Here is a 12,951-nt window from a genome sequence, read left to right on the forward strand (position 1 = left end):
TTAAAACAATTCATAATTAAAATGAAGGTTAAATGCTTTCAATATTCTTATTTTTGAGGTAATCTTACTGTATGAAATATATTGCTGCAATAGGCAAATACTTTATTATGATTTGGGAGGTTTTTAGAAAACCTACCAAATGGCGAATTATGAAATCGCTTATCTTAAAGGAAATTGATGAACTCATCTTTGGTTCCTTAGGCATTATAATATTTATTTCATTCTTTATAGGAGGCGTTGTTACCATTCAAACTGCGCTTAATCTTACCAATCCTTTTATTCCAAAAAGTTTAATTGGTTTTGCAGCAAGGCAATCTGTTATCTTAGAATTCGCTCCTACTTTTACCTCTATAATTATGGTAGGTAAGGTAGGGTCATATATTACGTCGAGTATTGGTACTATGCGTGTTACCGAACAAATTGATGCCTTAGAAGTTATGGGTGTAAACTCACTTAACTATTTAGTTTTTCCAAAGATTATAGCCCTTTTGTTCTATCCGTTTGCCGTAGCCATTGCCATGTATGTGGGTATTTTAGGTGGCTGGGTCGCAGCCGTTTTTGGGGAATACGCTCCAGGTGGCGAATTTATTAAAGGTCTACAAATAGATTTTATACCGTTTCATGTAATATATGCGTTTATAAAAACGCTGGTGTTTGCCTTTGTTATAGCTACAATGCCATCCTATTTTGGATACTATATGCGTGGAGGGGCTTTAGAAGTTGGCAAAGCCAGTACCACTGCTTTTGTTTGGACGAGTGTTGTTATCATTATACTCAATTATATATTAACCCAATTAATGTTAGGCTAATGATTGAAGTAGATAACATTCATAAATCTTTTGGCGACAATCACGTTTTAAAGGGAATTTCTGCCTTATTTGAACAAGGTAAAACCAACTTAATTATTGGACAAAGTGGTTCTGGTAAAACTGTATTTTTAAAATGCCTGTTAGGCCTATTTGTTCCTGAAGAAGGCAGTATTTGTTATAGCGGAACGCGTTATAGTGAACTGTCTACTAGAGAAAAAAGTGATTTACGCCAAGAAATGGGTATGGTATTTCAGGGCAGCGCACTTTTTGATTCTATGACCGTTGAAGAGAACGTTCGTTTTCCTTTAGATATGTTTACCAAACAAACTACAGTAGAGATGAAAGAAAGGGTAGATTTTGTTTTGGAACGCGTAAATCTTATTGATGCACACCATAAATATCCGGCAGAAATTTCTGGAGGTATGCAGAAAAGAGTTGCCATTGCTCGTGCTATTGTAATGAAACCCAAATATTTATTTTGTGATGAGCCTAACTCAGGGCTTGATCCAAAAACCGCTATTTTAATTGATAATCTAATTCAAGAAATTACCCAAGAATACAACATTACTACAGTAATTAACACGCACGATATGAATTCTGTAATGGAAATTGGGGAGAAAATTATTTTTCTAAAAAACGGATTAAAAGAATGGGAAGGCACCAACAAAGAAATTTTTAAAACCGATAACCAAGCGGTTACAGATTTTGTTTATTCTTCTGAACTCTTTAAAAAGGTTCGCCAAATGTATATAGAGGAACGTAATTAGAGTTGCAAAACAATTAATTCGCTTTTTCTAGAACTATTGTTGAATCTTGAAGTCTTGTTTTTAACCAGCTATGTAATTTTTCTGATTCTTTTTCAATAATATTTGTTCTAACACCTTCTTTCCAGTTTGCTTCAAAAACGGTAACAGTATCAATTTTACTAAAGTCTGAAGCTACTTTGTGTGCATACGATAAATATGAAAGGTTTTCATAATTAATTCTAGCTTCAGCTAAGACTTCTGCAAAGGGTATTTCTCTAACTCTATTTTGATTTAAACGCACTACTTCTTCTTCCAAAAATCGTATTCGTTCTTCCCTTGTTGTGAGCTCCGCCTTCTTAGCTTCGTAAAGCTCGGTTACATACTTATATTTTTCTTCAGAATCATCTCTACCACCATGCACAACATGAAACTCAGCATCTTTTAATCTACTATAGTCATTCTTTTTATTCTCCCATGAACTAATAACATTTGCCGGAATTTCTTCATTACCCATACAAACAATCTCTAACAGGCCGTCTCCATTATTGTATTCAATCTTTGTTAAATTGTCTAAGTACCTTCCATTTTGAGCAAACTCATAAATCTCAATGGTTTCTGATAAAAAGTTTTGAGCTTGTTTGTTAAATAAAGACTCATTAAAAGCCATGTAAAAGGTATATCCCGCAGGTAACATTACTAAGAAACCAACTGTAGAAGCTAACCTGGCTATAGTTCGTCTACGTTTAGAGTTGGCGTACTTCACCATTGGAAAACGCAAATACTTCACTATTAAGAAAGTGGCTAAACCAATAAATATTGTATTTATTATAAATAAATAAATTGCCCCAAGCGCATACCAATATTTACCAATTGCTAATCCAAAACCCACCGTGCACAAAGGTGGCATAAGTGCTGTAGCAATAGCTACACCAAAAATTACACTGGCAATAGTGCCTTTTTTTGCACGCGCAATTACTAGGGCAGAGCCACCAAAAAATGCAATTAGCACATCTCTAATGTCTGGTTTTGTTCTTGCTAATAACTCAGAAGATTCATCTCTTAAAGGAAAGAATGCGAAAAACAAATACGCTGTTAACACACTTAAAATCACCATAACCATGAAGTTTTTAAGTGAGCGTCTTAGCAAATCAACATCGTTAATAGCTAACGCCATTCCCATACCTAATATAGGCCCCATTAGTGGAGAAATAAGCATGGCTCCAATTACTACCGCCGTGGAATTGGCATTTAAACCAATAGATGCAATAAAAATGGAACAAATAAGAATCCAAGAGGTGTGCCCTTTAAACGGAATATCTTGGATGATAGACTCTTTAGTAGCCGCAGCATCAGTATTGCTTCGGATATCTAATAAATCAGATAAGAATTTTTTTACGCTTCCTAATAGCCCCTGAAAATCTCTTTTTACTTTTTTTGAATCTGCATTGAGATTTTCGTCTTCTTTAAAAAGATTTGTACTCATATGTTAAGCAAAATGATTCCCAAAGGTATCACTTACTTTGTTACGTACTTGTTTTATGTCTTGTTGTTTTGATTTCGGATAAATTAACAACACATCATCTTTATCAACAACTATGTAATCTTCTAGTCCATCAATAACCACAACTTTACCACTTGTGGTTCTTACCATATTACCATTAGCATCTTCAAAAATGGTTTGGCAATTTACTGTGGCATTGTTGGCGTCATCTTTATCTAATTTTTCATAAAGTGCTCCCCACGTACCTAAATCGTTCCAATCAAAAGTTGCTGGTAGCGTATATATAGCTTTAGAATTCTCTAAAATGGCGTAGTCAATAGAAATATTCTCAGCTTTAGGGTAATTCTCTGCGATAAAATCTTTTTCATCGCTTGTATTATAACAAGAAGTCCCCTTTTCAAAAAGCTCAAACTGTGATGGTTGGTAATTTTTGAAGGCATTGACGATGGTTTCAACACTCCACATAAAAATACCCGCATTCCATAAAAAATTACCTGCTTCTAAAAATTGTTTAGCCGTTTCAACATCAGGCTTTTCTCTAAATTGAGCTACCTTTTTTAATTGATTGTTATCTTCTTTTTCAAATTCAATATAGCCAAAACCAGTGTTAGGATATGTTGGTTGAATACCAAGAGTACATAATACTTCCTCTTTTTCACATTTATCAAAACATGCTTTAACATCATTTTCAAATGCTTGTTCATCTTCTATCCAATGGTCACTCGGTGCTACAATCATAACAGCATTTGGATTCATTTTTTGAATCTTAAGTGATGCATATAAAATACATGGAGCCGTATTGCGCATTGCTGGCTCTAAAACAACTTGCTCTTGTTTAACGGCTGGTAATTGTTCTAAAACCAAATCATTATAACGTTCATTAGTTAAAATGAGAATGTTTTCTGTTGGAATAAATCTATTAAGTCTGTCAAACGTTTTTTGTATCAACGTTTTACCAGTTCCTAGCATATCATGAAATTGCTTAGGATTATCCGTAGTACTCACTGGCCAAAAACGAGAACCTACTCCACCGGCCATTAAAACAGCATAATAATTTTTATTCATGGTTGATTTTAATCATTAATTAGTTCAACTTCTGCATTGGGTTGAAACAGGTATACTCTACCTGAAGCCAACTCCATACATTCGAATCTTTTTCTTCTTTTAGTACCTTTTTTAAAAACTTTTCCATTATAAATTCTGAAAACGCTTCCAAAGGGTAGTTCAAAAACGTAAGATTTTTCTTTATGTTGTGCAGTATCATAAGCATTTAAAGCAATAGCCAAATTAGCATCAGTACTACTACTTGCTTTGGGGTTTTTAAAATGTCTGGCAATTAACGGAAGTAATTCCGAAGGAAATATTTCTGGGCGAATAAACGGTATCATTAAATGTTGAAATGTACGTTTCCATTCTATGCCATGGGGTTTAATTTGCCTGCCATATTTCTCAAAAGCAACCAAGTGTGCAATTTCATGAATTAAGGTGATAAAAAATCGATATTTATTGCTAGAAGCATTGACCGTAATCATATGTTGACCATTAGGTAACCTTCGATAATCACCATGCCTTGTAAATCGTTCATTCACAATTTTTAAATGAACACTAAACTCTCGTATAAGTTCAAAACAAGGGTCTACCGCCCGCTCAGGAATGTATTTTAACAAGACATCTTTCACAGCCTCAAATTTAGCTAAACAAATAACCTTGAAGAAATTAGTTGATTTAAAAAAATATTACCAAAAAGCTTACGTTATTAGAGTTGTAGCCTTATACCTACAAACCCAAATCTTAACCAAAATGAATAGACGCAACTTCTTAAAAGGTAGCGCTGCACTTGCTGGTACTGGTTTACTTACCTCTTTGTACACTTGGCAAATTGAACCGCATTGGGTGGAATTTGTTAAGCGCGATTTACCTATTAAAAATCTACCAAAACATCTAGTTGGTAAAAGATTGGTACAATTGAGTGATATTCATGTAGGGCCCTTTGTAAACGATTTTTTTCTACAAGATTCTATGCATCTTACCAGTATGTTAAATCCTGATTTTGTAGTCTATACTGGTGATTTTGTACATTATGAGGGTTCCACAACCGAAAAACAACTTGCAAAAATTGGCAAGAGCTTTGTTAAAGGAAAATTAGGCACTTTTGGTGTTTTGGGTAACCATGATTATGGAGATACATTTTCAGAAGCGCGTGTTGCTGAAAATATTACAGACATAGTTGAAAACTCTGGTGTTACCGTATTACGTAATCAAAATATTGAAATTGAAGGTTTAAATATTATTGGTCTAGATGATTTTTGGAGCACTAACTTTCATCCAAATAAACCCCTAAGTTCTTATGACCCAGAAATGGGAAATTTAGTTTTAAGCCATAACCCTGATTCTTGCGATGCAGGAATTTGGGGTAACTACAAAGGCTGGATTTTATCTGGCCATACCCATGGTGGACAAATTAGACCACCCTTACTTAATGCTCCAATCTTACCATTAGACAACAAGCGTTATGTTGCTGGTGAATTCGACCTTTTTGATGGTAGAAAACTGTATGTAAATAGAGCACTTGGCCACCAAGAACAATTACGATTTAATTCTAGACCAGAAATAACTGTCTTTAATTTAACTAGGGCATAATTTTATTCTGCACAAATCATTCTTGCTAATTTATTGAACGTACTTTTGCAGTAGGTCAACAATTATGAATAGAAGAAAATTCCTAAAAGGTACTACCGCTTTAGCTGGGGCCGGTGTTGTTACAGGCGTATATGGGTGGCAAGTAGAGCCTTTTTGGTTAGAATTTGTTCAACTCAAAATGCCAATTATTAATTTGCCAGAGCATTTAGAGGGTAAAACGCTGATGCAAATTAGTGATGTACATGTAGGACCTGTAGTTAAAGACAGTTTTATTATTGATGCCCTGTCTGAAGCTAAAGAATACAATCCTGATTTTGTGGTTTATACGGGGGACTATGTTCACTATAGAGGCGAAAATGTTCTAACACAATTAAAGGAAATTACAAAACATTTTGTTACAGGAAAATTAGGCACAGTTGGTATTTTAGGCAATCATGATTTTGGCGATTTATGGGCCCAGCCTGAGGTTGCTAACCAAATCTCTGCAATTCTAGAACAACAAAACATTACCGTTTTACGAAATTCTAACGTCACAATTGAAGGTTTAAATTTTATTGGAATAGATGATTTTTGGGGCACCAATTTTTACCCAGAAAAAGTGTTGAATAACATAAATCACAACAAAGCCAATCTGGTATTATGCCACAACCCAGACGTTTGCGATTTACCTATTTGGAACAATTATAAAGGTTGGATTCTCTCTGGTCATACTCACGGCGGTCAGGTAAAACCACCATTTTTACCCCCACCGATATTGCCTGTTGATAATAAAAATTATGACCAAGGGCTAAAAAAATTAAGTGATGGCAGAACTCTTTATATTAACAGGGCGCTAGGTCACTTAAAGCAAATTCGCTTTAATGTGAGACCAGAAATAACAATTTTTGAGCTAACTAAATCCTAAGGGGTGGTACTACTTACCTGCAACAGCTTACCATTATAAAATTTATGCCCTGTTAACGAGAAGTCTTTTATGTAATTTGCCATTTCGTTGGGTTGTAATGGCGCCTCGTACCCTGGAAAAGCTTCAGCAAGCATTTCTGTTTGAACTGCGCCAATAGCCAACACATTAAACGATGGTCCTTTTTCCTTAAATTCTTCTGCCCATAATTCAGTAAGTGTTATTACTGCTCCCTTACTTGAACTGTAAGCCGCTAATCCCGCAAATTTCATACTGCCTTGTACTCCTCCCATAGAACTAATAGTTACAACATGGGCACCAACAGCCATTTTAGGTACAACTATTCTAGTTAACTCCGCAACGGCAAAAACATTTACCTTATAAACCGCTTCGAACTCTTCTGTAGTGGTTTCTAAAAAAGGCTTGTTTAATAATGAGCCTGCATTATTAATTAAAATATCAACTTGGTCCCACTTTTTTAAAACTTCTTGTATTTTTTGATAGTCTTCAGGATTGGTTAAATCACAAGAAAAACAGCTAACATTAGCTAGGTTTAAATCTAATATTGGTTTTTCATTTCTAGAAAGCGCCAATACATTATGCCCTTCTGCAGCAAATTGTTTAACCAATTCATAACCAATTCCTCTACTGGTACCCGTAATTATAATATTCTTCATTGAATGCTTACTTCATTTTTAATTCTTGTGTTGTACTGTTTGTAATACCTTCTATCATGGGAATTGACTTATTTACCACCCTAGCCATGTGCTCAAAATTCATTAACTCAATTTCGTCACCAGGCTTATGATAAAAATCAAAATTGGTAAAATCGAATGTACAAAAGGTATGCGATGGTACTGCAAATTCATTTGCAAAAGGATAGTTATCTGACCTTTGAAATAAATTATACGATTTTGCAGTGGGCAAAAACCCAATGAGTTTCTCTCCTGCATAATTATTTCCAATATCTGCCAGATTAGATTTTTCGTAACCTGTTATATACATAAAATAGTCTTTGTCCGCTAAAGGAACTCCAACCATCTCGTAATTTAACATAGCGTACAAGTTTAAGTTCTCTGCTTTCATTTGCTCTGCTAGGCTCTTTGAACCCAAAAGCCCTTTCTCTTCGGCGGTAAACCAAGCAAAGATTAAAGACCTTTTATTTGTTTTAGTTGAAGCAAAATATCTTGCCAATTCTAATATTGTTGTTGTGCCAGATGCATTGTCATTGGCCCCATTAGCAATAGCATCTCCTTTAATAGCCTCGATTACTCCAATATGGTCGTAATGTGCTCCAATTACGATATATTCATTTTTAAGATTTGCATCGTTACCCTCAATTAAAGCAACAACATTGTAAGCCGCGGGATTAAAATTTGAAATGGTATCATTATAGGACTTATAATAAGGAGAAACTCCAGATTTTTTCAACTCATCAATAAGATAATTAGCAGCTTTCTCAATACCAGCTGTACCTGCTTCTCGTCCTTTTAAATCATCTGTTGTCAAAGCCTGCATCACCTCTTCTATTCTTTCTGCATTGGTAAATTGCATCTCTAAATCTCCAGACTTAGAACTTAGCTTTTCCATTTTAAGACCTTCTGGACCTTCAGCTACAGGCGGTTGAGGAGGTGGAGGTGGAATTACCGCATCTGAAGGTGTTTCAACAACTTGAGTTGACCCGCAACCTGCAAGAATTATAATAAAAATGACTAATAGTTTATTCATGATTCAATTAAATTTTATTAAAGATAAAAAAAGCCTCAACGCGTAGGTGTTGAGGCTTTTTTTATTGGGTTTCAATACTATACTTATGCTAGCATTGTTACTGGATTTTCTAAATAAGCTCTTAACGTTTGTAAAAACTGAGCTCCTGTTGCACCATCAACAGTTCTATGGTCACATGCCAAGGTTATTTTCATTGTATTACCAACTACAATTTGACCATTTTTAACCACAGGCTTTTCTACAATTGCACCTACTGAAAGTATTGCTGAGTTAGGTTGATTAATGATAGAAGTAAATTCTAAAATACCAAACATACCTAAGTTAGAAACTGTAAATGTGCTGCCTTCCATTTCGTCTGGCTTAATTTTTTTATTCCTAGCCCTACCTGCCAAATCTTTTACTGATGCTCCAATTTGAGTTAAACTCATTTGGTCTGCAAATTTAAGAACTGGCACTACCAAACCTTCATCAACGGCAACTGCAACACCCATATGCACATGGTGATTGACTATCGTTGTATCGTTATTCCATGAAGTGTTTACTTGCGGATGCTTTTTAAGCGCCATTGCACAAGCTTTTAAAACCATATCATTAAAAGACACCTTAGTATCTGGTAGACCATTAATGTGTGCTCTAGAAGCCTTGGCATTCTCCATATCTACTTCAATGGTTAAGTAATAATGTGGAGCAGAGAATTTAGATTCGCTTAAGCGCTTAGCAATAACTTTACGCATTTGAGAATTCTTTGTTTCTTCTCTATGCTCTTCACCAACAGGTAAATTTATTGGTGCAACCGAAGCAGCCACCGCTGAACTTGAACTCTCTTTTGCAGGAGTAGCTTGTGCTGACGGCACAGCTTGTGCGGAACCTTTAAAATTCTCAATATCTTTTTTTACAATTCTACCATTTTCACCCGAACCTGATACTTGAGCTAAATCTATACCTTTATCTTCTGCCATTTTTTTAGCTAATGGCGAAGCAAAAATTCGCTTAGTATCTTGAGTCGTAGTATTTGTTTTTGTTTCTGCAGTACTTTCTTCCTTTGATTCTGATTTTTCTGAAGCTGAATCATGAGTAGAAGTGGTAGAAGCATCTTCACCAGAAGCGTAGGCTTTTAATACGGCATCAACATCTGTACCTTCTGGACCAATAATAGCTAATAAAGAATCAACAGGAGCTCCTTCCCCTTCTTGAATACCTATATGTAATAGGTTCCCAGAATAGAAAGACTCAAATTCCATGGTAGCCTTATCCGTTTCAATTTCTGCTAAAATATCTCCTTCTTCAACAGTATCTCCAACGCTTTTTAACCAAGAGGCTACAGTACCTTCTTCCATAGTATCACTCAAACGAGGCATAGTTACCACCTCAACACCTTCTGGCATTGCAGTAGCTTCTGAAGCGGATGAATTTGAAGTTTCTTCCTTGGCTGCAGACGAATTTGATTCTATATTTTCTTCTGAACTTTCTTCAGATGAAGTAGAAGCTCCATTTAATAGTGCCGAAATATCTTCACCTTCATCACCAATGATAGCTAATAAGCTATCTACTGGAGCGCCATCACCTTCTTGCACACCAATATGTAATAAGGTCCCCTCATGGAAAGATTCAAATTCCATGGTGGCTTTATCGGTTTCTATTTCAGCTAAAATATCTCCTTCTTCTATTTTATCACCTACGTTTTTAAGCCATTTAGCCACGGTACCTTCTTCCATGGTATCACTCAAACGAGGCATATTTACAACTTGTGCCATTTTTTATAATTTGTGTGGAATAAATGGATAATTTTCTTGCTCGTAAACAGTATCGTATAACTGTTCTATTGGAGGAAAATCTGAATCTTCTGCAAATTTCTCACATTCTTTTACCAAATCTTTAACCCTTTTATCCATTTCTTTAATCTCCTCCTCAGTTGCGTAATTCTTTTCTAGAAGAACGTCTTTTACTTGGGTAATTGGGTCTATTTTTTTGTACTCTTCAACCTCTTCTTTAGTTCTATAATGTTGCGCATCTGACATTGAGTGCCCACGATAACGATACGTTTTCATTTCTAAGAATGTTGGCCCACCGCCTGTTCTGGCTCTTTCTATAGCAACATCAACCTCTTTGGCAACGGCAGCAGGGTCCATACCATCAACATCTGTACAAGGCATTTCATAACCTAAACCTAATTTCCAAATTTCAGTGGTGTGAGCAGTTCTTGCTACTGAAGTTCCCATTGCATACCCATTATTTTCACAAATAAATACAACCGGTAATTGCCAAAGCATTGCTAAGTTAAAAGCTTCATGTAATGAACCTTGTCTTACAGCACCATCACCCATGTAACATAAGGTAACGGCATCTCTTTTAAAGTACTTATCTGCAAAAGCAAGACCAGCCCCTAAAGGAATTTGTCCTCCAACAATACCATGACCGCCGTAAAAACGGTGCTCTTTTGAGAAAATATGCATTGAACCCCCCATGCCCTTAGAAGTTCCTGTTACCTTACCATAAAGTTCAGCCATCACTTTTTTAGGGTCTACACCCATACCAATTGGCTGCACGTGATTTCTGTACGCAGTAATCATTCTATCTTTAGTCAAGTCCATTGCATGTAATGAACCTGCTAAAACGGCCTCTTGACCATTATACAGGTGCAAGAATCCACGAACTTTTTGCTGAATATAAACTGCTGCTAACTTGTCTTCGAACTTACGCCAGAAGAGCATGTCTTCATACCATTTAAGGTAAACTTCTTTGGTGATTTTTTTCATTAAGCTGAATATTTTCTAAATCCTCTGGTTTGAGGAATGACAAAAATACGTATATATCTTTTCTAGAGAAAAAATAGGTTAGCTTTCAGACAAAAAAGTACTATCAAATGAGAGCGGTAACAAATCTGCAATAGCATTACAGACTAAAATATCTCCTTTTTCGCCTTGCAAAATTATTTTGATTGGGCTTTTTTGCTTGTGTTCATATTCTGCAATTGCTTGTCTACAATTACCACAAGGTGCTGCTGGTCTATTTACTATATACTCCTTTGAAGCTGCACTAATGGCTACTGCTTTAATTTCAATATTTGGATATTTTGCTCCCGCATAAAAAATTGCAACTCTTTCAGCACAAAGGCCTGATGGATAAGAGGCATTTTCTTGATTATTACCAATTACGACTTCGCCGTTTTCTAAAAGAACTGCGGCACCTACTTGAAACTTTGAATAGGGCGCATAAGCATTTTCTCTAGATGCAATGGCAATACCTAATAAGCTTTTTAAATCCTCAGTAAGTGTTTTTGATTCTTGATGTACTTCAATTTCAAATTCTATTTTTCTCTTTTCCATTGATAGCAATATGTTCAAAAATAAAAAACCCCAGACATACATCTGGGGTTCCTATTTTAATTTTTACTTCTTAATCGTTATAAAACTCTTCTCCAAAATTGAATGTCAAAGAAAAACGCAATGTATTTTCTAATGGATTTCTAACTTGAGAAGTTGAGAACAAATAAGATAAATCTATTTGCGCAGTCTTGAACTTAAATCCAGCCCCGATTGTGGCAAACTGCCTAGCACCTTTTTCTGGACTTTCATTAAAATATCCTGCTCTTACCATAAAAGCATTCTGATATTTATACTCTGCACCCAACGCCCAAGTGGTTTCTTTTAATTCTTCTGAAAAACCATCAGGAGCATCTCCAAAAGACTCAAACACACCATTAAAGAAACTAACGTTTTGGTATTCTGTATTATCTTCAGAATCAATATCGCCATCACCATCAAAATCTCTAGGGGTTGGCACTAACAACTTATTAAATTCTGTATACAAACCTAAAACATTGTCCTGGTCAAGAATAAAGTCAAAACCAGCTCCAAATTTTAGGTTAGTTGGTAAAAAGTTTTCTTGTCCATTTTCATCATATTGGATTTTACCACCTAAGTTTGATAAGTTGAAACCTGCTCTCCATCTACCATCAAAAGCATTGTATGCAATTTCTCTAGATTGATAAAACCCTGCGATATCAACAGCAAAAGCATTTGCTGCCTGAGAGTCTTGGGTACCATCTTGAAAACGTAAATTTGAACTTATAAAACGACCACCAACGGCCATAGAGAAAGTTTCACTTAATTTTAAAGAATACGAACCATCTAAAGAAAATTCATTTGGTTTAACTGTGGTTGGGGTGTCATCAAAAGTTTGTCTTAACTCAATTTCACCTAATCCAAAATAACGAAGACTTACTGCAAAGGCGCTTCTTTCGTTTAATTTATTGTAATAACTAGCATTTAATAGTGCAATATCTGTGACTATACTTTCTAAATACGGAGTATAACTAGCACCAATACCCATTTTACGTTCTGCAAAAGCAAATTTTGCTGGGTTCCATTGCTGACTAAAAGCATCTACTGATGTAGCCACACCCATTTCACCCATACCAGCGGCACGAGCATCTGAAGAAATATTTAAAAAGGGGACTGCAGTTGTAATAACCCGCTCTTGTTGTGATGATACCTTAACAACTAGTAACAGGCTCACTAATAGTAGTAAGTTTTTCATTTTATCATTTTAATTAAAGTGTACTAAGGTCTAAAGTTTGTATTATTCTCGTTACAATTATTAGACATAATACCTTAAAACGCGTTT

13 protein-coding genes are annotated in these 12,951 nt (G+C 35.4%); 4 read left to right on the forward strand and 9 right to left on the reverse strand.

The annotated features are described in order from the left end of the window. Positions 1 to 71: 71 nt before the first annotated feature. Both H5V42_RS12265 and H5V42_RS12270 read left to right on the forward strand, forming a co-directional pair. A complete protein-coding gene (locus H5V42_RS12265; RefSeq protein ID WP_185783466.1) occupies positions 72 to 809 on the forward strand; it encodes an MlaE family ABC transporter permease in 738 nt (245 codons plus the stop codon). Then, positions 809 to 1,576 (forward strand): ABC transporter ATP-binding protein, encoded by a 768-nt coding sequence (locus H5V42_RS12270; protein ID WP_185783467.1) that lies wholly within the window; start codon positions 809 to 811, stop codon positions 1,574 to 1,576. The genes H5V42_RS12265 and H5V42_RS12270 overlap by 1 nt, the downstream gene beginning before the upstream one ends. 13 nt (positions 1,577 to 1,589) lie before the next feature. Here the strand turns inward: H5V42_RS12270 and H5V42_RS12275 are convergent, their stop codons facing one another. From H5V42_RS12275 to H5V42_RS12285, 3 genes are read right to left on the reverse strand one after another with little or no spacing between them, the layout of a single operon-like run. Continuing rightward, entirely contained in the window at positions 1,590 to 3,038 is a 1,449-nt protein-coding gene (locus H5V42_RS12275) for a DUF389 domain-containing protein (protein ID WP_185783468.1), read from the reverse strand. A gap of 3 nt (positions 3,039 to 3,041) precedes the next feature. Continuing rightward, positions 3,042 to 4,121 carry a mannose-1-phosphate guanylyltransferase gene (locus tag H5V42_RS12280; protein ID WP_185783469.1) on the reverse strand — a complete coding sequence of 360 codons (1,080 nt, stop codon included), beginning with the start codon at positions 4,119 to 4,121 and terminating at the stop codon, positions 3,042 to 3,044. An 8-nt stretch (positions 4,122 to 4,129) separates the two neighbouring features. After that, complete coding sequence (locus H5V42_RS12285) at positions 4,130 to 4,735, reverse strand: SprT-like domain-containing protein (protein WP_185783470.1); 606 nt, start codon at positions 4,733 to 4,735, stop codon at positions 4,130 to 4,132. A gap of 28 nt (positions 4,736 to 4,763) precedes the next feature. Here H5V42_RS12285 and H5V42_RS12290 point away from each other — a divergent pair, with 28 nt between their 5' ends. Then, complete coding sequence (locus H5V42_RS12290) at positions 4,764 to 5,696, forward strand: metallophosphoesterase (RefSeq protein WP_313792151.1); 933 nt, start codon at positions 4,764 to 4,766, stop codon at positions 5,694 to 5,696. Positions 5,697 to 5,760: 64 nt separating this feature from the next. Next, the gene (locus tag H5V42_RS12295; RefSeq protein WP_185783471.1) at positions 5,761 to 6,600 is read left to right on the forward strand and encodes a metallophosphoesterase; all 840 of its coding nucleotides are present in this window, start codon (positions 5,761 to 5,763) and stop codon (positions 6,598 to 6,600) included. Here the strand turns inward: H5V42_RS12295 and H5V42_RS12300 are convergent. The 6 genes from H5V42_RS12300 to porV form a co-directional block, all read right to left on the reverse strand. Then, positions 6,597 to 7,274 carry an SDR family NAD(P)-dependent oxidoreductase gene (locus H5V42_RS12300; RefSeq protein ID WP_185783472.1) on the reverse strand — a complete coding sequence of 226 codons (678 nt, stop codon included), beginning with the start codon at positions 7,272 to 7,274 and terminating at the stop codon, positions 6,597 to 6,599. The two genes, H5V42_RS12295 and H5V42_RS12300, sit on opposite strands and share 4 nt — an antisense overlap. A gap of 7 nt (positions 7,275 to 7,281) precedes the next feature. Then, a complete protein-coding gene (locus H5V42_RS12305) occupies positions 7,282 to 8,325 on the reverse strand; it encodes a M28 family metallopeptidase (protein WP_185783473.1) in 1,044 nt (347 codons plus the stop codon). An 83-nt stretch (positions 8,326 to 8,408) separates the two neighbouring features. Further along, positions 8,409 to 10,079 carry a pyruvate dehydrogenase complex dihydrolipoamide acetyltransferase gene (locus H5V42_RS12310; RefSeq protein WP_185783474.1) on the reverse strand — a complete coding sequence of 557 codons (1,671 nt, stop codon included), beginning with the start codon at positions 10,077 to 10,079 and terminating at the stop codon, positions 8,409 to 8,411. A 3-nt stretch (positions 10,080 to 10,082) separates the two neighbouring features. Next, complete coding sequence (gene pdhA / locus H5V42_RS12315; protein ID WP_185783475.1) at positions 10,083 to 11,081, reverse strand: pyruvate dehydrogenase (acetyl-transferring) E1 component subunit alpha; 999 nt, start codon at positions 11,079 to 11,081, stop codon at positions 10,083 to 10,085. A 78-nt stretch (positions 11,082 to 11,159) separates the two neighbouring features. Further along, entirely contained in the window at positions 11,160 to 11,651 is a 492-nt protein-coding gene (gene cdd, locus H5V42_RS12320) for a cytidine deaminase (protein WP_185783476.1), read from the reverse strand. Positions 11,652 to 11,721: 70 nt separating this feature from the next. Then, positions 11,722 to 12,864 carry a type IX secretion system outer membrane channel protein PorV gene (gene porV, locus H5V42_RS12325; protein WP_185783477.1) on the reverse strand — a complete coding sequence of 381 codons (1,143 nt, stop codon included), beginning with the start codon at positions 12,862 to 12,864 and terminating at the stop codon, positions 11,722 to 11,724. Positions 12,865 to 12,951 lie beyond the last annotated feature (87 nt).

Source organism: Croceivirga lutea, from assembly GCF_014235875.1.
GTDB lineage: Bacteria > Bacteroidota > Bacteroidia > Flavobacteriales > Flavobacteriaceae > Croceivirga > Croceivirga lutea.